At 42.6% G+C, this 25,354-nt stretch carries 22 protein-coding genes; 15 read left to right on the forward strand and 7 right to left on the reverse strand.

The window, feature by feature from the left end; translation table 11 throughout:
- Positions 1 to 14 precede the first annotated feature (14 nt).
- The 3 genes from QNH36_RS11920 to QNH36_RS11930 all read left to right on the forward strand — a co-directional run bounded on the left by QNH36_RS11920 (position 15) and on the right by QNH36_RS11930 (position 1,421).
- Entirely contained in the window at positions 15 to 254 is a 240-nt protein-coding gene (locus QNH36_RS11920; protein ID WP_283905346.1) for a DUF5662 family protein, read from the forward strand.
- A complete protein-coding gene (locus QNH36_RS11925) occupies positions 233 to 409 on the forward strand; it encodes a DUF5662 family protein (RefSeq protein WP_283905347.1) in 177 nt (58 codons plus the stop codon). The genes QNH36_RS11920 and QNH36_RS11925 overlap by 22 nt, the downstream gene beginning before the upstream one ends.
- Positions 410 to 596: 187 nt before the next feature.
- Complete coding sequence (locus QNH36_RS11930) at positions 597 to 1,421, forward strand: lipid II flippase Amj family protein (RefSeq protein ID WP_251541329.1); 825 nt, start codon at positions 597 to 599, stop codon at positions 1,419 to 1,421.
- Between the two features lie 130 nt (positions 1,422 to 1,551).
- On the opposite strand, the gene QNH36_RS11935 is transcribed toward QNH36_RS11930, so the two are convergent.
- Entirely contained in the window at positions 1,552 to 2,487 is a 936-nt protein-coding gene (locus tag QNH36_RS11935; protein WP_283905348.1) for an acetamidase/formamidase family protein, read from the reverse strand.
- 12 nt (positions 2,488 to 2,499) lie between these two features.
- Positions 2,500 to 3,435, reverse strand: coding sequence for a DMT family transporter (locus QNH36_RS11940; RefSeq protein ID WP_283905349.1), 936 nt, complete (start codon positions 3,433 to 3,435; stop codon positions 2,500 to 2,502).
- 719 nt (positions 3,436 to 4,154) lie between these two features.
- On the opposite strand from QNH36_RS11940, the gene QNH36_RS11945 reads away from it, so the two are divergent.
- From QNH36_RS11945 to QNH36_RS11960, 4 genes are all read left to right on the forward strand, one after another.
- The gene (locus QNH36_RS11945) at positions 4,155 to 8,429 is read left to right on the forward strand and encodes a S8 family serine peptidase (RefSeq protein WP_283905350.1); all 4,275 of its coding nucleotides are present in this window, start codon (positions 4,155 to 4,157) and stop codon (positions 8,427 to 8,429) included.
- Positions 8,430 to 8,617: 188 nt separating this feature from the next.
- Positions 8,618 to 9,019: a DUF4181 domain-containing protein gene (locus QNH36_RS11950; protein WP_251541323.1), complete on the forward strand. Its 402-nt coding sequence runs from the start codon at positions 8,618 to 8,620 to the stop codon at positions 9,017 to 9,019.
- A 53-nt stretch (positions 9,020 to 9,072) separates the two neighbouring features.
- The gene (locus tag QNH36_RS11955) at positions 9,073 to 9,732 is read left to right on the forward strand and encodes a hypothetical protein (protein WP_144475587.1); all 660 of its coding nucleotides are present in this window, start codon (positions 9,073 to 9,075) and stop codon (positions 9,730 to 9,732) included.
- Between the two features lie 37 nt (positions 9,733 to 9,769).
- Entirely contained in the window at positions 9,770 to 10,207 is a 438-nt protein-coding gene (locus QNH36_RS11960; RefSeq protein WP_283905351.1) for a hypothetical protein, read from the forward strand.
- A 409-nt stretch (positions 10,208 to 10,616) separates the two neighbouring features.
- On the opposite strand, the gene QNH36_RS11965 is transcribed toward QNH36_RS11960, so the two are convergent.
- The 4 genes from QNH36_RS11965 to QNH36_RS11980 all read right to left on the reverse strand — a co-directional run bounded on the left by QNH36_RS11965 (position 10,617) and on the right by QNH36_RS11980 (position 16,741).
- Complete coding sequence (locus QNH36_RS11965; RefSeq protein ID WP_283905352.1) at positions 10,617 to 12,239, reverse strand: diguanylate cyclase domain-containing protein; 1,623 nt, start codon at positions 12,237 to 12,239, stop codon at positions 10,617 to 10,619.
- A gap of 316 nt (positions 12,240 to 12,555) precedes the next feature.
- Positions 12,556 to 14,016: a M20 family peptidase gene (locus QNH36_RS11970; protein WP_144475582.1), complete on the reverse strand. Its 1,461-nt coding sequence runs from the start codon at positions 14,014 to 14,016 to the stop codon at positions 12,556 to 12,558.
- Positions 14,017 to 14,075: 59 nt separating this feature from the next.
- On the reverse strand, positions 14,076 to 15,350 hold the full coding sequence (locus QNH36_RS11975) for an MFS transporter (protein WP_251541308.1): 1,275 nt from the start codon (positions 15,348 to 15,350) through the stop codon (positions 14,076 to 14,078).
- Positions 15,351 to 15,433: 83 nt separating this feature from the next.
- Positions 15,434 to 16,741, reverse strand: a complete 1,308-nt coding sequence (locus QNH36_RS11980) for an alkaline phosphatase family protein (protein WP_283905353.1) — start codon at positions 16,739 to 16,741, stop codon at positions 15,434 to 15,436.
- A 133-nt stretch (positions 16,742 to 16,874) separates the two neighbouring features.
- On the opposite strand from QNH36_RS11980, the gene QNH36_RS11985 reads away from it, so the two are divergent.
- From QNH36_RS11985 to QNH36_RS12015, 7 genes are all read left to right on the forward strand, one after another.
- The gene (locus QNH36_RS11985; RefSeq protein WP_144475580.1) at positions 16,875 to 17,423 is read left to right on the forward strand and encodes an HD domain-containing protein; all 549 of its coding nucleotides are present in this window, start codon (positions 16,875 to 16,877) and stop codon (positions 17,421 to 17,423) included.
- Between the two features lie 77 nt (positions 17,424 to 17,500).
- On the forward strand, positions 17,501 to 18,292 hold the full coding sequence (locus QNH36_RS11990) for a DUF4240 domain-containing protein (protein WP_283905406.1): 792 nt from the start codon (positions 17,501 to 17,503) through the stop codon (positions 18,290 to 18,292).
- Positions 18,293 to 18,316: 24 nt separating this feature from the next.
- The gene (locus QNH36_RS11995; protein ID WP_283905354.1) at positions 18,317 to 18,691 is read left to right on the forward strand and encodes a VOC family protein; all 375 of its coding nucleotides are present in this window, start codon (positions 18,317 to 18,319) and stop codon (positions 18,689 to 18,691) included.
- Between the two features lie 94 nt (positions 18,692 to 18,785).
- Entirely contained in the window at positions 18,786 to 19,001 is a 216-nt protein-coding gene (locus QNH36_RS12000; protein WP_283905355.1) for a hypothetical protein, read from the forward strand.
- A 212-nt stretch (positions 19,002 to 19,213) separates the two neighbouring features.
- Positions 19,214 to 20,401, forward strand: coding sequence for a hypothetical protein (locus tag QNH36_RS12005; RefSeq protein WP_283905356.1), 1,188 nt, complete (start codon positions 19,214 to 19,216; stop codon positions 20,399 to 20,401).
- 19 nt (positions 20,402 to 20,420) lie between these two features.
- Entirely contained in the window at positions 20,421 to 21,650 is a 1,230-nt protein-coding gene (locus QNH36_RS12010; RefSeq protein ID WP_283905357.1) for a Zn-dependent hydrolase, read from the forward strand.
- Positions 21,650 to 22,828, forward strand: a complete 1,179-nt coding sequence (locus tag QNH36_RS12015; RefSeq protein WP_283905407.1) for an amidohydrolase — start codon at positions 21,650 to 21,652, stop codon at positions 22,826 to 22,828. Before QNH36_RS12010 ends, QNH36_RS12015 begins: the two co-directional genes overlap by 1 nt.
- Before the next feature lie 39 nt (positions 22,829 to 22,867).
- Here QNH36_RS12015 and QNH36_RS12020 read toward each other — a convergent pair whose 3' ends face one another.
- A complete protein-coding gene (locus tag QNH36_RS12020; protein WP_144475575.1) occupies positions 22,868 to 23,086 on the reverse strand; it encodes a hypothetical protein in 219 nt (72 codons plus the stop codon).
- A gap of 672 nt (positions 23,087 to 23,758) precedes the next feature.
- On the opposite strand from QNH36_RS12020, the gene QNH36_RS12025 reads away from it, so the two are divergent.
- Positions 23,759 to 25,192 (forward strand): glycoside hydrolase family 1 protein, encoded by a 1,434-nt coding sequence (locus tag QNH36_RS12025; RefSeq protein WP_144481443.1) that lies wholly within the window; start codon positions 23,759 to 23,761, stop codon positions 25,190 to 25,192.
- Positions 25,193 to 25,354: the final 162 nt, after the last annotated feature.

The raw sequence follows: 25,354 nt of genomic DNA on the forward strand, positions 1-25,354 counted from the left end.
AATGTCCTGGTTGAATGCTGGTCAGAGGGACTATACATCCAGGGTATCACCACGATCTATCTAAATTCTATCCAAGAGAGTTTTTTCCTTATGCCAGGAAGTTTTACTCAGAAAAAAAATTAAGTGTAGAAGATGAATTAAGATGGCGTTATGCATGGCTGACTCACCAGCATAAAAATAAACATCACTGGGAGTATTGGGTGATTGACCCGAATAAAAACAGGCCTTGCCTATGCCACGAAAATACTTACTAGAAATAGTTTGTGATTGGCGGTCGTTTTCAAGAAAGTGGGGAAGGAAGGTAAATCTATCGACTTTGGACCTTACTGATAAGATTATTCTTCATCCAGATACAAGGAAAGAACTTGAGGTAATCATGCGAAATAATAGTAAAATGGAATTGCTTTAATAAAAGATAACCTGAATAAAACTTGCATTCTTTATTTCCTTTTCGGAGTAATGGATTGCTGACTAATTGATTTAAGTCAAAATGCAAAGTCAATTATCGCAGTGTATTTAAGAGCAATTTATCCATGCTCTCAAGTCAACAAACCTGAATTTTTGTTGCAAAATCACTAAGCAAAGAAGGTAGCTAAATGGAGTTTTTTACTCAAGGATTATTATTCATAGCATTGTTTATTTTTATCATTCATTCGATCGAGACATTGGCTTATGCTGTAAGGTTATCGGGTGCACGCGTTAAAATGATTGCTTCTGCTCTTTCACTTTTTAATATAATGGTGATTGTCTCACGATTAGCGAATATGATGCAGCAGCCTTTTACCGGAAGCCTGATTGATAACGCTCCAAAAGAGAATACATTAGAGTTTGTTGAAGCTCAATTCCGGATCCTTATTGGTGCATCAACTCTTGGTACAGTTTTTGGAATTATTCTGCTTCCCACTTTTGTAGCATTATTTTCGAGGGCAATTATTCATTTATCAGAAGAAAAAGGATCTGTGCCTTCCTTGATGAAGAGGCTTTTTTCATTGCAATACATAAAACGCGGCATCACTCATTTTAGTCTTCCTAAGTTTTCATATCTACAGGGAACGAAAATGAATGAGATTCCGGTAAGGCTCTTTTTTGTAAATATGATCATAACGGCGATTTATACCATTGGGGTTTTAGCTGCACTGTATGCAGCATTATTAGTACCTGAAAGAGCTGCTACAGCTATTATGGCATCTGGTTTAATAAATGGGATTGCAACGATCCTTCTGGTCATTTTTGTTGATCCCAAATTATCTGTCATAGCAGACGATGTTGTCAATCAAAGAGGGAGTTACAATACGCTTAAAAGTATGTCAATCATGATGGTAACCTCAAGATTGTTAGGAACAATTCTTGCTCAGGGACTGTTCTTATGGGGAGCAAGATATATTGCCTGGTTTACAAAATTTATCGTGCTATTTAGATAAAAAAGAGGGGATAGATTTCTTGAAGTTCAGAGACTGGTTTTAGAATTCTTTTCACTAAAGATATGTTAAAAAGGCCTTGGAGCATTTAAAGAATCTGCTCCAAGGCAACACTACTGATCAAATTTAAAAATCACCTAATTGCTCCATGCGGCAATACAGCATGAACTCCTTTTACGCCGTTCACGACCTGGGTGACTCGTAAATCAACGGTCACGCTTGCTAGTGCAAGGGCTTCTGTACGTTGTACTTCATGAAGTTCACACAACATGTCGACCATTTCATCAAGTGCCTGTGACGCTGCGAGGTTGAGGTCCTCATTGAAACCGAAAGTCAGCCAGCCATCCGGGGTGTTGGCACGCGGCATTTTCAGTGAAAGATCATCCCTTAATGTCAAAGTGATATCGACAAAGTCCATTGGACACTCGATTGCAGTGCCTGATAATTCACCATCTCCCTGTGCGGCGTGGCCGTCACCGATTGAGAATAATGCTCCTTCAACAGAAATCGGGAGGTACAGGGTACTGCCCCTTTTTAACTCCTTGCAGTCGATGTTGCCGCCACAGTAACGGGGAGGGGAGGTGCGATGAACGCCTGGTTCAGCTGGAGCGACGCCCATCAGGCCGATGAATGGATTTAACGTAACATTGACCGGTCGGCCGCTTACCTCGGTCCTTGCAGTCATTGTGCTATGATTCAACTCCCAGTCTAGTCTGATTCTCTCGGATCCCGTTAGACCAACTGCGTCATTTTGCCAGCTTTTTTTGCCCCCTGCCCAGTTCGTCCCATACCAGCCGGGCACAACATCATTCAATTTCACTTCTAGCACCATCCCTGGCTTTGCCCCTTTGACCTCAATCGGACCAACCATCGGATGAAGGGGAGTTTCTTCTTTTACAGCAGACCGAAAGAACTCTCTCTCAATTTCTTTGGATGCTGAATATCCCCATTCAATGTCTGGAGTCTGCATGCGGATTGAGTCACCAGAGTTAACTGTAATGATTGGTTGATACTCATTAGAGAAAGACCCGTGCAAATTTTCGGATTTCAAAGCAATTTTATGTATCATGGATTCATCTCCTTATGCAATTTCATTTTTAACTATTTCGGCTTTTGGCTTCCTTTTAAAAAGCCTTGGATTCGTTCCAATATAGACTCCTGATAATACAAGGGCGGCTCCGGCTGCATGAGCGGCTGTGAAATTTTCGCCTAAAAACAAAGTAGCCATAATGACCGCAGAAACCGGCATAACATTAATGAAAATCGATGCCTTGGCGGCGCCAATTTCTTTGATTCCGTTATAATACATGACGAATGAAACAACCGTAACCAACACGCTCATATGGATAATAGCCACCCAGGTTGTACCTGATGCCTGCTGGACGTCCTGCCATGATGTTTCAGTCAGGGCAAAGGGAAGTAAAAAGAGGGTACCGAACACGACTGCGTAGGTAGTAGATTCGACAGAGCTGAATTTTTTAAGCACCACTTTTCCAACCACACTGTAGAGCGCCCAACTTACCACAGCTCCCATCAAAACAAAATCAATTGGTTCGAAGCCGAGTTGAATCAAGTTCATTAGATGCCCATCTGTTATGATAAAAAAAGCACCAGAAAGGGCAATCGCCAATCCAATAACATTGTTGCGGGTGATGGTTTCTTTTAAAAATAAAGCTGATAAAAGCACAATCAACACAGGGTTGGACGCAATGAAGAGGGAGCTTTTAATGACAGGTGCATGCTTACTCGCCAGGAAAAAGAAGATATTATATAATGCGATTCCAGTGAGGCCAAGAACGGCAAATAAAATATAATCCTTCAAGTTCGGTTTCTGGCGATTTTTCTCCATCAAGAACATGAGAGGAATGAGGAGGATGGCAGCCCCAAAAAAACGAAAAAAGGCGACAGTCGCCGGTTCGAAGCTTTGTACTGCGTATTTTCCGGCAATGAAAGCACTGCCCCATGTTGAGGTGGCAAAAGTCAACATGCCATATGTAAGCCATAATTTTTTGTTCATAGTTGTCCCTTCTTTATGTACGATTTAAATAGTATTGTAGCATCTTTTTCGAAAAGCGAAATAATAATTTAGTAATTTCTGAAACTTTTTTAGTTAAGGAGTCACAAGCAGGAATTTGATATTCCTTGTTTTTCTGCAAAAAAAGGCAGAATTCTCTTTTTATAGATTACCTTTACGCCATGTACATTTGAAAAGGAAATAGGACAGGAAGTGAAGCAAGTAATTGAATAAAAGCAATACCCAGGCAGAGGCACTATCCCTTTGTTTTTTTTTATTCCTACCTGTATTTCTAATAATGCTAAATACGTCAATTGACATACCCTGCAGAGTTAAAATAGGGCTATACGAGTCAATGAAAAAGGTCGTTTAAAGCTAGTTATTAAACATATTACCTAGGAATTAATATCAAATTCAGGACCAAGGAATCATTTTTATGCTTCTCCTACATCCAACCGGCGCCTTCTATACTGGAAATAATTAGAAAGTATTAGACTTGGTATGTAACTAATTGATTTTACACTGATTAGGAATTATTTTAAAAATTTCCCAACTAAAACTTACTATTCATTTTTTGAATATTCAGTTTTATTCTCCTAAATTTCGACAAACCTGTATCACACAAAAGGCTATGGTTTATTTAGCACCTATTTTGACATAGAGTGTGCGACGAAAGGAGGGCAGGAAATTAGACTAAAGGAAAATACTTAGGAGGTAGATGGATGAAACGTAAAAAACGCCGATTATTATCCGTACTTCTATCCACAGCACTTGTTGTACCATTGCTGCTTCAGCCACAGATGCAGACAAATGCAGCAACAAAGGGAGTCAGTGTTTCTGCAAAGGAAGCAGTCCAGACTGCAAAACAAAAGGTAAACAAAAAGCTTTATACGCAATTTGAAGATCAGGATAAAGTAACGTTCCTGGTAAAAATGAAAGAGCAGGTGGATACGAAAGCTGTTGCTAAGGAGGCAGAGAAAAAAGCCAGCCTGGCTAAAGCAACACCGGCAAAAACCAAATCAATGAAGCGCTCGACGATTGTATCAGAATTAAAAACAACGGCACAAGAAACACAGATCAATGTAATGGAATTCCTCAGGGAGCAAGAAAAGAAGGGTACAGCTAAGGAGGTCCATTCCTACCATGTGGTGAATGCCATTGCGGTAACAGCCACAAAAGAAGTAATGGATAAAGTTGCTGCTTTTGCTGAGGTTGATAAAATCCTTCCAAATGAAACAAGGCAGCTGTTTGTTCCGGAAAAATCAGCTGTTGCTGTTCAGGACCCTGTTGCCAAAACCAATTCAATCGAATGGAATATCGACCGTGTAGGAGCACCAGCGGTCTGGGATATGGGAATCGATGGGAGCGGAATAACCGTAGCAACAATCGACACAGGGGTACAGTGGAATCACCCGGCATTGCAGGAGAAATACCGTGGCTATGACTCAGCCACCGGACAAGTATCCCATGCTGATCATTGGTTTGATGCCGTTCGTGGACAATCTGCACCATATGATGACCATGGGCATGGGACGCATGTTACCGGTACTATGGTAGGGTCCGAGCCTGATGGTGGAAACGTCGTTGGAGTTGCTCCAGGCGCCAAATGGATCGCTGTTAAAGCATTTACAGCTTCTGGCGGTACAGATGCTGACTTACTGGAAGCTGGTGAGTGGATCCTCGCTCCAAATGGAAATCCTGATTTAGCTCCTGACGTTGTCAATAATTCATGGGGCGGTGGACCGGGATTGGATGAATGGTATCGCCCAATGGTTCAAGCATGGAGAGCGGCTGAAATATTCCCTGAGTTCTCTGCCGGGAATACGACTTTCAGCAATCCTGGGGGACCTGGTTCTGTTGCGAACCCGGCCAATTATCCGGAATCAGTCGCAACAGGTGCGACAGACATCAATAATAATTTGGGAAGCTTTTCTCTCTTGGGCCCGTCTCCATATGGAGAAATCAAGCCTGAGCTGTCAGCACCTGGAGTGAATATCCGCTCATCAGTACCTGGAAGCGGTTATGAGGGCGGCTGGAATGGAACATCTATGGCCGGACCTCATGTCTCAGCTGCAATCGCATTATTGCTGCAGGCAAATTCAAGTTTGACTGTTGATGATCTGGAAGAGATTATTATGACGACAGCGCTGCCTTTAACAGACAATGCTTATCCAGAATCACCGAATAATGGCTATGGTTCTGGATTGTTGAATGTTTTTGATGCGGTTTCCTCGGTTGTTTCTGGTTTGGGGAAATTAAAAGGACAGGTTACAAAGGATGGAGACGACAGTGAAGCACCGGTGTTGGAGCATTCCCAACCTGCCACGGTTTTCGCAGGAATGCCACTGACTTTAGAGGCTTCAGCTGCCGACAACATCAGTGTAACAAATGTTGAAGTTGAATATCAATTGGAGGATGGAACCTGGTCATCTATTCCCGCTGCACGAACTGGCGGTGACTATAAAAATGGTACGTATCAGGCTGCTATTCCAGGTGAAGCGATATCCGGGAACGAATTTTCATACAAATGGAAGGCAGTGGACTTTGGCGGTAATGAAACGGTAAGTGAATTTACCGTGACCGTGCTGCCAGGAATCACTGTAGGCTATGAACAAAACTTTGAAAATGATGCTTCTGGCTGGACCTCTTATGGAGCCGCAAACAGCTGGGAGTGGGGCACTCCGACCAGTGGTCCTGGTTCAGCATTTTCAGGAGAGAAAGTCTATGGAACGGCTCTTGGCGGAACCTACCAAAACCGAGCGAACATGTCATTGCAAATGCCGCCGATCGATTTGCCGGAAGGCAGCAGTTACCTGCAATTCAAGCAATGGTATAACCTGGAGAGAAATTATGACTACGGCCATGTGTTTGTCTCCACTGATGCTGTTAACTGGGTGCAAAAACTGCGTGTAAACAATCTATCGAATGGCTGGATTGATGGTGAAGTAGACTTGAGTGAATATGCTGGCCAAAGAATTTATATCGCCTTTAACGTCACAACCGATGGCAGCGTAGTCAGGGATGGATGGTATTTGGATGATGTTTCTTTAACAAATACTCCGCTTGCCGCGCCAGCTAAGGCTGACACGACAGGAAACAAGGACGACGAGAAGGATAGCCTGAAAGAAAAGGTTGATCCAAACAAGATCCAAATGTCACTGCCTAAGCATCAAAAAGCTGAAAATTCAGCAAATCCAATGGCATTGCCTATGCAGGCTCAAGTGACGGTTATTGAATCAGGGCGTTCCGTAAAAACAAATCCTGCTAATGGAAGTTTCGAACTGACACATGCTGCCGGTACATTCACGGTGGTAGCAGAAGCTTATGGTTTCCGTCCACAGACTCAAACTGTAAACATTGCACAGGATGGAGAGACAACAGCCAACTTCAATTTAGAAGAGTTGCCAAAAGGAACAATAACCGGTTCCATCACGAATAAGGCAACTGGTGAGCCTGTAGCGGGTGCGACCGTTTACCTATTGGAGGATGCGAAGATAGCACCTGTTGAAACAGACGAGAATGGACAATATTCGCTGACTGCATATGAAGGTGAATACACGCTAAAAGTAATTGCTCCTCATTTTTACAGTCAGGAAGCGACTGTCACCCTTGATGGGGATGTTGAGCAAAACTTTGAAATTAAACCATTCATCGGTTACCCGGGTGAAATCGGTTATGATGACGGCAGTGCGGAAAATGCTCGGGCATTCTATGACGCGGGCAATGGCTGGGCCGTGAAGATGTCGTTGGCTGAGGGCAACAACAAAGCGCTGGTTACAGGCGGTCTATTCCGTTTCTGGGATACTGAGTGGCCGGTTCCGGGCGGCACAGCCTTCAAAGTGGAAGTATACGATGCCACAGGAACTGATGGATCTCCAGGCAAGAAGCTGGCAGGACCAATTGATGCCACTGCATTGAGAAACGGCGAGTGGACACATGTTGATTTGAGCAGCCATGGAATCGTAGTAGAAGGAGATTTCTACCTGGTATATATCCAGGCTGGCATCAACACAGCTTCACCTGGCCTGGCTACCGATGAAAACGGAAAGAATGCATTAAGAAGCTGGCAGTTAGTAGGTGGTGGCTGGTCACCTTCTCCAGAGGATGAAGGAAACTATATGATCCGTGCGGTAGTCGATTATGAGGTTACGACACCAAGTATCTCTTCACCTGTAGATGGATCTTTTACAAAGGAAAGTTCTGTAAAAGTAGAAGGATCGGCAGCGCCAACAACGACTGTCCATATCTATAATGATGGCGAAGAGATTGCAACCACAGCTGCAAGCGATAATGGCAAGTATGCAGTTGATATAGATCTAAATGAAGGCACGAATGTATTGACAGCCAAAGCATCGACAGAGCAGGGAATTACTGATGCATCAGAGCCAGCAACAGTGGTTTTTGACCCTAATGCACCTGAATTGTCGATTGCCTCCCCTGCAGATGGAAGCAAAATCAACAAAGAAACCGTTACGGTTACCGGCGCAATTACTGATGCCAATCTGGACACTGTTACAGTTAACGGAACTGCAGCGAAGGTGGAGAACGGAACCTATTCAGCCAGGGTAATGCTGGATGAAGGGAAAAACGAAATCAAAGTGGTTGCAGTGGATAAGGCAGGAAACGCAACTGAAAAATCTATAAAAGTAGATGTGAAATACACTGCACCTGTGATTTCAAATGTTAAACCGGAAGAAGATCAGACCTTGAAAAAAGGAGAAAGCGTAAAGGTCGAATTCACTAGTGAAGAAGACCTGGATGCGACGTTTGTCATTCATATGCCATTAACGAGCAATTCACTGACAATGAATGCAACAGAGCTTCCAATGCGTGAAGTATCTCCAGGAAATTACGCAGGCTACTATACAGCGACTAAAGATGTTGTGGCAGATGGCGCCATCATCGAAGTCAAAGCCGTTGACGCCTATGGCAATGAAACAAGAAAAACCGCAGAGGGAAAATTGTTCATCAATGTGAAGAAAAAGAGTAATAAATAGTATTTGTTTTAACAAGGAAGGGCCTTTCGCTTAATTGCGGTAAGGCTCTTTTTTTGAGGGGAAAACAACAGGAATTAAGAAGAGTTCATCTTAACTCAAAAGAGTCATATTAAAGAGGTAAGAAACGGTAAGACCCCTATATCATTCAATGGAAGGAGATGGTAATATACTAAATAAGGAGGGGTATTATGAAGTATATTCTCTTTGTTGTTCTCATTATAACAATAGTCTGGTTAATGAAGTTCTTATTAAGAAAAGCCTTCAATATCCCAAAGATTAAAAGGAAGGTATTTTCCTATAATCATATAAATAAAACGCATCGAAATGCTGAATGGATTCTGCGAATTACGACTGTAATCACTTATCTGATTTTATTTTTTAAATTAATGTATCGAGATGTTTCGGTAAATCTTTTCCTTCTGGTCCTGACATTACTGATCACTGGGCAAAACTTTCTGCGCGCTTATTTTGAATGGAAAGCTTCAGACCATCCAAAAGAGGCCATTCTTTCCATAGCGGAAGGACTTGTTCTTATTGGAATCGTTCTCCTCGTTATCCAGTTTGAAGTATTGACTAGGCTGACCCAATAAATTATTTAGCATGAAGGCGGCATCATATAATTGTGTGGAGAGGAAGGACTTAAATGATTAAGAATAATAAATATTTAGCCATGGCCATCATCTTTTTCTTTATTTCGATTGCTCTTAATTTTCCATTCCCTCACGAATATCCTGTTGGTCAGGAATTTTCATCAGCATTTAATTTTCCAATCACCACTATGGACGGAGTGAACTATATTGGGGTCACAGGCCTCATTTTATTTATAATCAGCTTATTTTATCTCGTTAAATCGCTTGATCAATATCATGTGCGAATGGTTTTGATCGCGATATTTCTTGTTGTGTTCCTGCCGATGGAAATGGTGAAGGCATACCAGAACACCTTTGCTACTGGAATTTATGCCATCGAGTACGAAAGAGGGGAGAGCAATTTCACGTTCGAGATGAAAGACGAAACAACATTATACGCAATTTGTGTTCTCCCATTTGAGAACCACAGCAAAGAAACAGTACAATTCAACATCAAATTTTATGAAAAGTATTTGTTCGAAGATGACTATCCGATGCTATCTCTTTTAAATGAAGGAGGCCCATACAAGGTTACCCTCCATGGAAAAGAGAGCAAAGTGATAACAATCGAGACTCAAATTGATTTAGCTAAATTAGGAAGAGGCGGATTAAGTGGCCAAGGCTCAGGAATCAATTTGATGATTGTGGATGGCAAGAAAGTAAGGAAGCTATAGGGATTATTTTCTTATTAAATGAAAGGAGATTAAACATTTGACTGCTATCGCAAAAGGAAGTTTTGCTGGTCTATTGGCAGGAAATCTCCTTGGTCTTTTTTTGAACTTAGTAGAGTCGGTTACTGGACTAAAGGTATACATATTGCTTCTGAATGTTGATTATATTCCTTTTTTAAAAGACATTAAAGTCTCTGAAATAATTGAGTTTTTACTACATTTGATAGTTTCGATGGTACTTGGTGTCCTTTTACATATCTATTTAATAAAAAAGGACTTCCCAATTAAACAGAAAGTTAGATTTGTTGTTAAGGTTTCCTTACTAATAGGACTTTTCCTATACCCCACAACAATGCTTTCTGACCGGACACCTGAGATCTCCAGTGCATATTCCTTCCTTTTCTGGATGGTTGGGCATGGTTTGTATGGTGTAGCGCTCGGAAAGCTGCTCATTTATGGGAAAAGGGTAAGAGGGTGAGGTTTAAAAGGGCTTTAATTGTAATTATTGTGGTTTTACTTATTTATGGTATTAACAGATGGGATGATTATAGGGAAAAGAATCTGGCCGAAATCCTTGATGCCAATTAGAATATAGTGACCATCGAATTACCATTCCTAATTTAATTGAAAGGGATGTAGCCCTTTTCGGAATGGATCAATATGATATCATTAATGAACCTATCGACTACAAATGGTTGGAGGATTATTTAGCTAAGCATGGACAAAAATTTTAATCTTTTTTTCAACATTTTCTCTAACTGGTAAAAAAACAAAATGGATACGCTATGAAAAATGAATCGTTCAGTCATCATCATTCCATTTTTAAAAGAATGTGGTGGTATTTCCATCAAAAGAAATGCCAGGAGGTTACGCTCCTGGCATTTGGTTTATTCTGTATTCTGATGGAAGGTGAACTTATTTTTGCCTGCCTTTTTGGAAGCATAGAGTGCTTCATCCGCATAACTGATGACAGTAAACGGATCAATATCATGCTCTGGCCAAACTGCTCCACCGATGCTGCATCCAACCATAAGCTCAGCATTCTCAAGATGATAGGGGGCGTTTATGCTATTGATTAGTTTGGTTGCAATATTAGCAAGTGAAAATTCCACTGATTCTGACGGTGTTTCAAGCACGACAAGGAACTCATCGCCGCCGAGCCTGAATATCTGATCGTCTTTACGCGTGCTATCTTTCAGTCTGCTTGCTACTTCTTTAAGGAGCAAATCACCGGTATGATGTCCGTGAGTATCATTGATTAATTTAAAACCGTCCAGATCCAGATATAAAAACGACAGTGACTGATCTGCCATTTTAACTTTATTCATAAACTGGTCTAATGCGACACGATTGCCTAAACCTGTTAAGAGATCCTGGTGGGCAAGGGTTTCCATCTTTCCTAAATTGGACTCTGTCCGGATTAATGAGTCAACGAGATCTCTAAGGGAACCGGATAGGAGTTCAAGGTCTTTGATTCCTTTTATATAAGGGATTACCGCTTCATTCCCTGTTCTAAGCTTATGGGCAGCTCTTGAAATTTTTCTTAAAGGATTCGAAATGAAACCGGCAAGAAGCCAGCCTATGAACGCAAAGATAACAGCCGTTATGGTACCAAGTTTGATAATGTATGATTTCAAGTGTTCAACAGGGGAAAATGCATGATCTGTGGGGATACGGACAATGACTTTCCAGCCAAGACCTGCATAATCATAATGGCCGTCTCCGACTGCAAACCCCGTCAGATACTCTTTACCATCAGGCCATTCTTCTACTAGCCAGTTGTTCTCACCCTTGGTCGCTTTTTGAACACTTTCTACATCTAGCAGGGTTCCTGTCATTCCTTCTGGCCCTAACAGTACCGTGCCGTCCAAACCGCTCACAACAAAAACTTCCGCTTCGCTTAATTCATCCTTTAAAGGTTTGATAATCGCTGCCTTTACTTGTTTCGACCATTCCCAGCTTAAATGTGCAGCCAACACACCGCTGAAATTCCCATTTTTATCGGTCAAAGGCTTGCTGATATCGACGAATTGCATTGGTTCTCCATTTGGATTGGGCAGCAGGTTAGCAAGGAGGACAGCATTATGGACATCGCCGATAAATGTTCCTTTTTTTCCTTCCTGGTAAACAGGCCGATTAGAAATATCAGTGCCAACGAGGATTTTGTCTGACGCTGCAACCACTCTCCCGGATGAGTCAGTCAATCCAATCCACGAAAATACATGAATGCTTGATTTTAATTGGTCCAATAATGCCTGGGCCGATTGGATGTCCTCCTGGGATTTGATATCATCAATCTTGCTCAGTACTTCGACCTCTCCGATTCGTGACCACATGAACGAATCTAGCTTATCAGCCATAAGATAGGCAGTAGTAGAAAGGCTGTTCCCAATCTCTCTTTTAATCGTTTCACCTGAATGCTTGCTGATCGTAATACTCAACAACATGGTAAGTGCAATGATGATCACACCAAAAAATAGAGCCATATAGGCTCGAAGGTTGATTTTCATTTAAATTGATCCCTTTCGCGCAAAAAAACTAAAGTCTCTACTTGGTTATTTCGACATGCTTTGCAAATTCTTTAGTAGAAAAAATTTCTATTTTGATCGCCATTTCGATAGAATTGCACCAATTCCAGCAAAAACCAAAGCAGCAAAAGTAAACTTAATGATTGAAATTTGTTCAAGTAAGGGAGTATGGGTCGAACGATCTGAGGAAAAAATGGACCACCAGATTGGTTCGGAATAAAGGCTTGATGCAATCAGCCAAAGCAGAAAGAATACAAGAAGCGAAAAGATATAATATTTCACAGATACACCTTCCTTACTATTGATCGCTCTCACGAATAATTTCCATATAGAAACGGATGGCATTCAGATAGTTTTCAATACTGATATGCTCATTCGTACCATGCATCCGGTTCAAATCTTCAGATGTCAATTGGACGGGAAGGAATCTGTAGGTGTTTTCGGAAATACTGTCATAATGTTTTGCATCAGAACCGGCAAACATCAGATAAGGTGCAATGACTGCGTCTTGGTAAACGTTGCGGGCGCCTTGCTGGATGGCCTTGAAGTGCCAGCTGTCAACAGAGGAAACACCCGAAGCTTCAGAACCTTGAATCGTCACTTTTATCTGGTCATCATCTATCGTCTTTTCAATATATTCTCTAACTTCGCCCAGTGAATCTCCTGGCATAAGACGGAGATTAATTACGGCTGAAGCTTTTTCAGGAAGGGCATTATATTGTTCTCCAGCCTGAAAAATCGTTGGCGCAATCGTTGTGCGGATCAAGGCTGCCGATGCCGGCTGCTGCAGAAGGATTCTTTCGATCACAGGCTCAAAAATGAGCTTATTTGCAAATACGTATTTCATTCCAAAGCCCATTTCTGGAGCGACGAATTCAAATAAGTCCTCGCCAGGACCCTGTAAGTCCGCAGGGAATTGAGTGTCTTCCAGCTTAGAAATAGCTCTTGCAATCCTGCCTATATTAGTACTGTTTTTCGGCTGGGAAGAATGGCCGCCACTGCCTTCAATTGTAAGTTCTGCTGTTGCTGAGCCTTTCTCGGAGATACCAACAACACCCACTGGTTTATCTACACCCGGGACCATGTTTTCGACGATGGCTCCGCCTTCATCCAGAACAAAGTCAAAGTTGATTCCTCTTTCATTCAAAATGCTGACAATCTTGCTGGCACCTTCATCTCCGCCAATTTCCTCATCGAATCCAAACATAAAATAGATGTCTCGCTCAGGCTGGTATCCTTCCGACAGCAAATGCTCGGCAGCTTGGAGAATGCCAATGACACCGATTTTGTCATCAAGTGTACCGCGACCCCATATCTTACCGTCGGCTTTGGTGCCGCTGAAAGGGGGATGCTCCCAGTTTTCCTCAGTACCTTTAAGAACGGGAACAACATCATAATGGCTAGTCAAACCGACAGGGGACTTTGCTGGGTTAGAACCCTTCCATATAAAAATAAGTGCGTAGTCATTCACTTTTTCCAATTCAAGATTTTGATAGACTTTGGGGAAGCTCTTATCCAAAAAAGAAAGAAAAGCGTCAAACTCACGCATATTCATCTTGCTTCGATCCTGATAAGAGATGGTCTGGAATTGAATAGCCTCTGACAGTGTTTCAATCGCGCTGTCTTCATTCAGGGAACCAGAGAATGAATCAGGTGCTGGCTGACGAGATTTCAAGGTGAGGGCAGTGGACATGGTGATGGCCCCGAATAATAGGAGCAGGACGCCAAATATCGTCAAGGTTAACTTCAGCTTTTTCATAGATAACTTGAACACCTCCAAATTTTCAAAAAAGCCTCCGGTTTCCCAGAGGCAGTTCGTTAGGCAATTTCAGGTGCATGAGATTGTTTTTCCGGTTCTGGTACGAACGCAAGAATGATCATCCCAATGACAAAGAGGATGACAAGGCTGAAAACGCCCATGCTCGAATTTCCTGTAAGCTGTGCTGTCAGACCGACCATAAGCGGCCCCATGATCGAAGCGAATTTTCCAAAGATATTATAGAAACCGAAGAATTCATTTGCATTTGCTTTCGGGACCAATTTGGCAAAATAGGACCGGCTCAGTGCCTGGATGCCACCCTGTGAGGTCGCAACCAGCATCGCCAGAATCCAGAAATCAGTCGTTGTTTCCAGGAAGTAGGCATAAATACAGACAAAGATATAAACAATGATACCTACATAAAGCATTTTCTTGCCGGTAAAACGTTCGGACAATTTTCCAAACAAAATCGCGAAAGGCCAGGCGACAACCTGCGTTGCGAAAAGAATGATTAATAGGTTAGTAGAACTGATGCCTAGATCGGTTCCATAGGCTGTAGACATCGTGATAATGGTTCCTACACCATCAATGTAAAAGAAATATGCTAATAAGAAAAGAAATAATGCCCTGTATTTGCGAATTTCCTTGAATGTTTTCCCTAAGCGTCTAAAGCTTTGCAGAACCAATTGTGGTTCACGCTCAATATAATGCTTTTGGTGGACATTTTTAAACATGGGTATCGAGAAAAGTCCCCACCAAAGCGCAGTGATGATGAAAGCAATCTGGCTTGCCAGTGTCATGGAAATCGGCAACACCTTGGTCTGTGCCAAAATAATGATAGCGATACTGATGATGAAGGGGATCGTACTACCGATATATCCCATCCCATACCCGCGCGCTGACACCCTATCCATCCGTTCATCGGTGGTAACATCTACGATAAATGCGTCATAAAATACATTTGATCCTGTCGATCCCAGTACTGCCAAGGTGTAAATCACCAGCAGCATCAGCCAATTTCCGCTTGGCACAAAAGCCAATCCAGCTGTAAATACAATTCCCAGAGTGAAGAATATCCGGAAGAATCGTTTCTTCATCCCTTTGTAATCTGCGATCGTCCCGAGAATCGGTCCTATCAAGGCGAGAATGAAGGTGGCGATGGCAATTGTATACCCAAGATAAGCCGTCGAATTCGACAGGCTCACACCAGCTTCGGTAGCAGAAGCCTTGTAAAAGAGCGGAAAAACAGCTGTCGAAATGATTATCGAATAAGCTGAGCTGGCCCAGTCATAGCGAATCCAGCTGCTCTCTTCCTTTGTGAAACCTTTCATCATTTTGCCCCCAATAATTTATATTTTTAAATTGCAGATACATTACAATTCGCTTCTGAAATTGGAATAACCTTCATTTCCAATCTTTAAATATCCAAAATCCCCTCGATTACGCGGCCGTCTGTATCACCAAGGTCCAATCCCAGCAAGCGGGCGAAAGTAGGGCCTTCGTCTACGAGATGCATAGAACGAACAGAAATTCCGGGGAGAATCCCTTTGCCTGCTGCAAAGAAAACAGTGTGATACCCGTCTTTATAAGGGGAGTAACCATGACAGGCAAGTGTGTATTTTTTGCTTTTAGCATCCTGTTCGCTGACTTCTTCAATGTAATCACCGTCGATGTCCTCACTAAAATAGAAACCTCTGGCAGCTTCAAGCATCCTGAAGGCAGTTCCATCTGCGCCTAACATGTTCGCTTCCTGGCCTGTAATAATTTTTTCGATTCCATTCGATTGATCTTGAAGCAGCTGAGCTAAAAGCTCTGCAACTGTGTTTTTTGTTTGAATATTGTTCTCATCATTTACATAAACGTACGCCGATCCGTCACAGCTCTTACAGTAAGCTTTCCAATCTGTCACTTTGCCAGCACCATTCACCTTGATTAATCCCCGTTCTTTAAATAATACGTTCAATTTCACGACTTTAGACTCGTCAAGAGCACTGTGATCTCCCAGGAGGACAAAGGTGGTGTTTTCAAAAATACCGGCCTCCTTGGTTGCCTCAAGGATTTTACCCAATCTTAGATCATGTCGATGAAGAGCTTCCTTAGCTTCATTCGATGAAAAACCGTGCATATGCCGCTGGGAATCCAGGTCGACAAAGTGTATCAGTATCAAATCGGGCTTCTTCGTTTTTATTGTTTCAACAGTTGTTGCTAGTACGAAGTCATCAAGTTCTGGCTGGCTAAGCCCCTTTCGGATGTGGCCGAATTTAGAATTCATCTCCAACTGGTATCGCGGACTTCCGTTGAACAGGGAAACCGGAATCTGGTGGTGCCACGGCCTGTTTGAAAAAATTTCAGGCATATTGTAGTCTATGTCGGCTTTTGCCGTCACAGGCCAGAGCAAGGCAGCTGTTTTCATGCCGGCCTTTTTTGCCTCATCATAGAGGGTTGTCCCTCTTATGTGGTGACGATGCCAGTACCAGTCCGGAGAAATCCTTCCCGGCTGTATGAATGTATTGTTCACGATTCCATGGCGTTTAGGGAAATTCCCCGTCACAATCGTCGCATGGCATGGATAGGTCACAGAAGGATATATTGTCTCAACTTTTGTGCAATATGAACTTTTTTCAATGAATGCTTTGAAATTAGGCAGTTCCCTGAGCAATGGTACATCATGCTCAGAAAGACAATCGAATGAGATGACGATTAAATGGTCTGTCAGTTTGGTCATGGCAGCCTCCAAATGATGTTTATATTTTAAATATAGCAGAAGAATCTGGAAAAAAATCAGCTTTTCTGTGTTAGAAGGAATTTACTTGTCAACAAAGAAGTAATAAGTATCTGAAATTTTGGAGGAAAACAAAATGGACCTGGTCGATAAAGCTTTGCAGATTGCATCTATTGCTCACGAAGGCCAATACCGAAAAAACACAAAAATCCCTTATATTGCACATCCTGTTGCGGTTGGCATGATTCTGCAAGAAGCAGGTTATAGGAAGGAAATGGTTGCAGCTGGCATTCTGCATGATACAGTGGAAGATACCGAATTGACATTGGAGGATATTGAAAGAGAATTCGGAAAGGAAATAGCCCAGCTGGTAGAAGGCTGTTCAGAACCAGACAAATCCCTGTCCTGGGAAGAACGAAAACAACACACGATCGATTATTTAAAAAATGCTCCTGAGGAGGTCAGGGTGGTCGCTTGTGCAGACAAGCTTCACAATCTCCGATCAATCCGGCTTGATGCCGAAATCTCCGGAGAACAAGTGTGGAACAGGTTCCGACGAGGCAAGCAGCATCAGGAATGGTATTACAGGAATGTGATAAATAGTCTGGGATTTGTCACAGAATTCCCTTTACTTGAAGAATTGCGAAACGAAGTTTACTTGTTATTTGATAATGAAGAAGGCTGATTTTTCGGCAATAGCAGAGGCTTGTCCCAAAAATCCTTGATGGAACAATTCCAACTAAAGATAGAGGAGTAATAATGATGGAAACAATCCTAATTTTAAAAGAAGGATTCTCGAATAAATTTTGGAAAATCAAAGTGGCTGGAAAAAGTCATACGGTGACTTACGGAAAGATCGGTACTGTTGGAGCGGTAAAAGTAAAGACATTCGAAACGGAAGAAGCCTGCCAGAAAAATGCAGACAGGCTGGTCCGATCGAAAATGAAAAAGGGCTATGTACCGGCAAATCCTTCTGATCAATTGATGAAGGAAAGCACGATGACAGACCACTTATTCTGGGAAATAATAAAGATCGCTAAACAAAAAGGAGAAGACGCTGATGAGCAGATAGAGTGGCTTATCAACCATTTATCGAAGAAGCCTGTCAAAGAAATTGTGATGTTCGATTACTATTTCAATCAGAATTACATGAAGTCCTATACCTCCGCCCTGTGGGCTGCAGCCTATATTATCATGGGAGGAGCTTCGGATGATTCTTTTGACTATTTTAGGGCCTGGCTGCTCTACCAGGGGAAGGATACATACGAAACTGTCATCCATGATCCGGAAAAAATCATTCCACATTTAAAAGTGCTTGAAGATGATGAATATGTTCCCCAACTGGAGGACTTGCTGAGTGTTGCAAGTATAGCTTATGAAGAAAAAACGGGCTTAGACTATGACGATTACTATGAATTATATGAAAAAATAACCGAAGATCAAAACCCCATGCCGGACATTGAATTTGACTGGGATGAAGATGATGAAGAAGGATTGAAAAAGAAGTTTCCTGCATTATGGGCGAGGTATGGGGAAAGTCCATTGGAATATTAAATTATATTAGAGGAGAGAAAACCAATGAATTCACTAATTTTCAATAAGGTAAACAATGTATTCGTCCATGTAAGCAATCTGAAGGAAGCCTCCGAGTGGTACTACGATCTGCTGGGAATCCCATTTGACCCTGATAAAGTGGAATCACCCGTACATAACATTCCTGTTGATTCTGAAACAGGATTAACCCTGGATGACCATACTTTTGACCCTGGTTTTCGATTAAAGCCTTCAGAACATGTTTTGTTTAACTTGCTGGTGGATGACGTGGATGAAGCTTATGAATTTGTTATTTCAAAAGGGATTCCTGTTATAAAAGAAATTGAGCGTATAGGGGATTTCGCCTATTTCAACTTCAAAGACCCGGATGGCAACGTCCTGATGATCTGTAATTGTTAAGAGGAAATGAATTTCCTCTATTACTATTATTTACCTTGATTCACCTCTTAAACTTATGGGTATAGATAGTTAATCCATTTAAGGGGTGAGAAAAATGACGAAACTGAAACTGTCAAAAGATGATCTATTGGACCAAATCAAGAATAGTGATGGCAACTTAAGAATTTCGTCCATCTCCTCAACGGAAGAAGGGGAAGAACTGATCGCCCTGGCCAAACATCTGGAACTTGAAGGTAAAATCGTGCTTCTGGAATATTGTTTGGATAAAAAGCCATTGTCTGTTTCCATTAAAACTAAAAACCCAGATTAAATGTATAGAATTAAAAGGCGGACTACTGAAAAAGTAGTTCGTCTTTTTTGGGGTCATATGCACGTAGGAATATGCAGTAGAAAACGCTTTCTTTTGAAAATTCCCAAAATTATGATTGACTGAATATTATATCTATATTATTATCGTCCTAATAGTTTTTTCTTTCGTAAGACGAAGCGTTGAAGTGAAAAAGAAATTGGAGGGAAATGATCATGTCTCAATTATTAGCTTTGGTTATTGTAGTATTCATCTTATTAGTCGGCGATTTGGTTGCTGTCAGGACAAGGGCATGGATTCCGTCCATGTTCGTATCGGCCGTCTTGTTTCTGATTGGATACTGGACGTTTTTTCCGAAAGAGATTGTCGCCCTGGCTGGAGTGCCTTCCGCAGTAGCGGTGATGATGATGTATTTGTTAATCACGAATATGGGCACCTTGCTTTCGATCCGCGAGTTGAAGAATCAGTGGAAAACGATTGTGATCGCCCTGTCAGGAATTTTGGGGATCGTCGCCGTACTCTTGAGTGTGGGTACGCTGATCTTCGGATTCCAGACGATGGTTGTGGCCGTACCACCTTTAGTTGGCGGAGTGGTTTCTGCTTTGATCATGTCTGAAGGAGCAAAAGAAGCAGGACTTGCGTCATTATCTGTATTCGCCATCGTCATTTATGTCATGCAAGGATTCGCTGGTTATCCATTGACTTCACTAGTGTTGAAAAAAGAAGGCAAGCGACTTTTGAAGCAATATCGTGAGGGAGGCCTTGCATCCACTGAAGTGGCCGCAACTGCTGAAGTGGCACCTCCAACGGAGCTGAAGCTTTTTAGAAGATTGCCAGAAAAATACAACACCGAATTTTTTAAGTTTTTCAGGCTTTCACTGGTCGCATATTTGGCTTACTTAACATCCACACTTTTGGCTCCGGTCGTCTCAGTCAGCCCGTTTGTACTGGCACTGTTATTTGGTGTAATCGCAACAAGTGTTGGATTCTTAGAAAAGCAGGTTCTGCAAAAGGCAAACGGCTTTGGGATCGCTATCCTTGTTTTGATGTTATTCATTTTCGATGGACTGAAGCAGGCAACACCAGGAATGCTGCTTGAAATTCTGGTCCCGCTGATCGGTGCTATCGTCCTTGGGGTCGCCGGAATGTATATCTTCTCATTTGTTGCCGGCAAGATCTTAAAAGTAAGTAAAGAGATGGCTTTTGCCGTATCCCTTACTGCACTATATGGATTCCCGGCTGATTACATCATCACGAATGAAGTCATCAAATCACTGACAGAAGATGAAAAAGAAAGAGAAGCACTCACGAGTCACATGCTGCCACCAATGCTTGTTGGCGGATTCGTGACCGTCACAATCGTATCGGTTGTGCTTGCGGGCATCTTCGTCGGATTCTTGTAAGAAATAGGAGGTAATTAGATTGCGTGAATTAAAGGAACGGATTGAAGAGCATATTGAACAAATCAGTCAGTACACTGCAACCCCTGGCAGAGGAACGACAAGACTGACATACAGTCAGGAGGATTTGAAATCCCGCAACTATTTAAAGGAGAAGATGAAAGAGTATGGTCTTCAGGTGCGTGAGGATGGATTCGGCAATATATTCGGGAAACTGGAAGGACTGATTGCCGACGCACCTAGTGTGATGATTGGTTCCCATTTTGACTCTGTGCCTCACGGCGGTTCCTATGACGGACCCGCCGGAGTCGTGGCAGCGCTGGAAGTAGCAGCTCTTTTTGCTAAAAATGGCTTGAAACCCAAGTATCCTTTGGAAGTCGTAGCATTGGTGGAAGAAGAAGGTTCGAGGTTTGGCGGAGGCCTGATGGGGTCCCGTGGTATGGTTGGTCTTCTTGATGAAGAAGAATTTAAGTTGTTAAAGGACAAGAATGGAATTTCAACTGTTGAAGCCATGACCGATATTGGACTAGATCCATCGCTGCCAAAGAAACGGGACCCAAAAACAATGAAAGCCTTTCTGGAATTACATATCGAACAAGGACCTATTTTAGAAGAAAAAGAGATTCCTATTGGCGTAGTGGAGGCCATCGTCGGCCTGACACAATTGGAGGTAACCGTAAAAGGGCAGGCAGGCCATGCAGGAACAACGCCGATGGATCGCCGGGCTGATGCACTGGTAACGGCGAGCAAAATAATCAGCCAGCTGCCAGGGCTCTCAAATGAAGAAGGAGAAGGCACAGTCATCACGGTTGGCCGTTTGAATGTCTATCCGAACGGTGCCAATGTCATCCCGGATCAAGTTGTATTTTCTGTGGACATTCGTTCTGGAAAGGAAGAGAATGTCCTGAACGTGATCGAAAAAACAAATAATCTTATTGCTTCCTTTACTGGAAATGGAATCGAAACCTCGGTGGAGCAGCTTTTGTATATCCAGCCGAAAGAATTACATGCGGAAGTCCGCTCTCTTTTAAAAGAGAAAAGCAGTGAGCTAGGTATTCAGTATTGTTCGATCAACAGCGGCGCCGGCCACGATGCAATGGTGCTATCCGATTTTACGGATGTTGGAATGCTGTTTATTCCAAGCAGGAATGGGCTCAGCCACTGTCCGGAAGAGTGGTCTGATTCAGAAGACATCGCAACGGCCGTAAAGATTTTTTACGAAACAGCAAAGACTTTAACGGAGGCGGAATGATGATTAATCAAAAATTAAAGGAAGCTTTTCATGAATATAAAGAAGAACTAACCGATTTGCGCAGGAAGCTGCACAACGAGCCGGAGCTTTCCTGGGAAGAATACAAAACAACTGATTTTGTCTGCGCCTATCTTGATGAACTGGACATTTCCTATCGCAGGACAGAACCTACAGGTGTGATTGCTGAAATCAAGGGCAGGAAGCCTGGAAAAACAGTCGCCTTGAGAGGGGATATGGATGCCCTTTCAGTCGAAGAATTGAATAAGGACTTGTCCTACGCTTCATGTGAAGAAGGGAAAATGCACGCATGCGGCCATGATGCCCATACGGCAATGTTGATGATTGCAGCAAAAGCACTGAATGAGATCAAGGAAGACCTTCCTGGCAATGTCCGCTTATTATTCCAGCCGGCGGAAGAAGTCGCCCAGGGTGCTAAGGCTCTCGTTGAACAAGGAGCAGTGGAAGGTGTCGACAACGTCTTCGGCATCCATATATGGTCGCAAATGCCGACCCATAAGGTCAGCTGCACACCAGGTCCATCCTTCGCTTCGGCGGATTTGTTCAAAGTTACATTTAAGGGAAAAGGCGGACACGGAGCGATGCCGCAAGCTTGCATTGATACTGCCATCGTCGCCTCATCGTTTGTGATGAATGTGCAATCAGTGGTGTCCAGAACGATTGATCCCCAGCAGGGAGCTGTGTTGACTGTCGGAAAAATGGTCGTCGGCACCCGTTTTAATGTCATCGCCGAGAATGCCGTGATTGAGGGAACTGTACGCTGCTTTGACCCGGCTATACGTGACCACATTGAGGCGCAGCTCAGCCATTACGCAGAAAACGTCGCAGCGGTATATGGCGCTGACGCACATGTAGAATATACTCGAGGTACGCAGGCGGTCATCAATGACGAGAGTAGCGCGCTGCTAGTACAGCAGGTGGCTGCAGAAGCATTCGGTGATGACGTCATTTTTCATGAAAAACCAACCATGGGCGGCGAAGATTTCAGCTTTTATCTTGACGAGGTGCCAGGCAGCTTTGCCCTTGTAGGCAGCGGCAATCCCGAAAAAGATACAGAGTGGGCCCACCATCATGGCAAATTCAACATCGATGAAGATGCTTTGAGTACCGGCGCAGAACTCTACGTTCAGTATGCATGGGCTTATTTGAATAAAAACTAATAAAAGTGGAGAACCCTATGGGCTCTCCACTTTTGCTAGTTACCTCTTTTTCTTTTTGCCAGGATCCGCAGCCACGGTTGGTTTCTGCTTGGATTCAAGTGCCAGGTGCACATGGTAGGTTTTCTCATTAACAGCCAGAACGCTTGTAACCTTTCCTTTGCGCCCCTTGATCCTCAGATCCTCCCCAACAGAAGGAACCTGCTGGCGGAGCTGATTCAAAAGCTCATTTCTGTTTTCGAAAAAATGGACAACAAACATAGCAAATCACCTATTTTCCATAGTATTAGTTTTCCTATCACTAACATATTGGCGGGATGCTAGGTTTAGAACTGATTGGTAGGAGGAATTTTAGTAGGATTGAATTGTTGTGCAGCAGGGAAGAATTTAGTTTGAGGTAGGAGTTCGGACTGTCTAAAGTAGGCGGAAGTTTGGACAGGTTTTGAGGTTAGAAGGGAAAAGCTGTCAAAATAAAAGTGTAATCTTGACATGTTGAGGGCCCACAACTGAAAAGCTGTCAAAATAAAGGTGTATTCTTGACATGTTGAGGGCCTACATCTGAAAAGCTGTCAAAATAAATGCCTATTCTTGACAGGTTAAGGGCCCACAACTGAAAAGCTGTCAAAATAAAGGCGTATTCTTGACAAGTTAAGGGCCAACAAGTGGAAAGCTGTCAAAATAAAGGCGTATTCTTGACATGTTGAGGGCCCACAACTGAAAAGCTGTCAAAATAAAGGTGTAATCTTGACATGTTGAGGGCCAACAAGTGAAAACTTGTCAAAATAAAGGTGTATTCTTGACAGGTTAAGGGCCCACAACTGAAAAGCTGTCAAAATAATGACGTAATCTTGACAGGTTGAGGACCACCAACTAAAAACCTGTCAAAATAAAAATCAGCATAAAAAAATAAACTTAAATACGGAGGTTACCTACATGAATACATACAAATTTCCTGAAGGTTTTTTATGGGGTGGTGCAACGGCTGCAAACCAGATTGAAGGGGGCTATCATGAAGGAAATAAGGGCCTGAATGTGGCTGATGTTCTGCCAGGCGGAAAAGCAAGATACGATATTTTAACAAAGCCAGGTTTTGACTTTGAAATCAAGTCGGGCGAGTACTACCCTAATCATGAGGCAATTGACTTTTACCACCGCTATAAAGAAGATATTGCTTTGTTTGCGGAAATGGGATTCAAGGCGTTCAGGATGTCAATCGCCTGGACGAGGATATTTCCAAATGGCGATGAGCAGGAGCCCAATGAGGAGGGGCTTGCGTTTTATGATCGGGTGCTGGATGAATTACATAAGTATGGGATTGAACCGGTCGTTACGATATCCCACTATGAAATGCCGCTCTATCTGGTAAAAGAATATGGAGGCTGGCGCAGCCGGGAAGTGGTTACTTTTTTTGAAAAATATGCCCGAACAATCCTAAACCGCTACAAGGACAAAGTTAAGTACTGGATGACCTTTAATGAAATCAACAGTGCTCTAGTTATGCCGATTAATGGTTTAGGCTTTTCGATTGAAAAAGAAGAAGATCGATACCAGCCGACTTTCCAGGCGTATCATCACCAATTCGTAGCAAGTGCTCTTGCCGTAAAAGCTTGCCGGGAAATTATTCCTGGTTCGCAAATCGGATGCATGATTCTGTTTGCACCAGTTTACCCTTATGACAGCAATCCGGAAAATGTACTGCACGCTTTACAGGAAGAACAGCTTTTCAATTATTTTTGCGGAGATGTGCAGGTTCGGGGAGAGTATCCTTCTTTCATTAAACACTACTTCAAGGATCACAATATTGAACTCAAAATCGAAGATGGTGATCTTGAAATTTTAAAAGAGGGCACTGTGGATTATGTGGGCTTTAGTTATTATATGTCACGTACCGAGAAGAAAGAGAAAGCGAACGAGGATTCCTCAGAAGGAAACATCATTGGCGGTGTGCGAAATCCGTTCCTAGAGGTAAGTGACTGGGGATGGGAAATCGACCCGGTTGGGCTTCGCATAAGCTTGAACAAACTGTATGACCGTTACCAAATCCCTCTTTTTGTTGTGGAAAATGGTTTAGGAGCTTATGATCAGCTTGAAGAAGATGGAAGCATCAACGATGATTATCGAATCGACTATCTCCGGGAACACATCAAGGCGATGGGTGAAGCGATTGAAGATGGTGTTGATTTAATGGGATACACAAGCTGGGGCTGTATCGACATGGTCAGCATGTCTACTGGTGAATTTTCTAAACGATATGGGTACATCTACGTGGACAAACACGATGATGGCAGCGGTACGCTGGAACGGAAAAGGAAAAAGTCTTTCTTCTGGTATAAAGATGTGATAGAGACCAACGGGGAAAAGCTATAAAAAACCAAGGGCTACTACTAAAACGGTAGCTCTTTTAAGTTGAAGAAATTTATTAGAAATAAAAGGAAATAAGGGGATTATGTCGAATAATACATTTTTAACAACTATAAGAAAGGTATTCGAGTGAAAATCACTTTATAGTTCTTTCATTAGCAATAATCG

The organism is Mesobacillus sp. AQ2, from assembly GCF_030122805.1.
GTDB lineage: Bacteria > Bacillota > Bacilli > Bacillales > Cytobacillaceae > Mesobacillus > Mesobacillus oceanisediminis_A.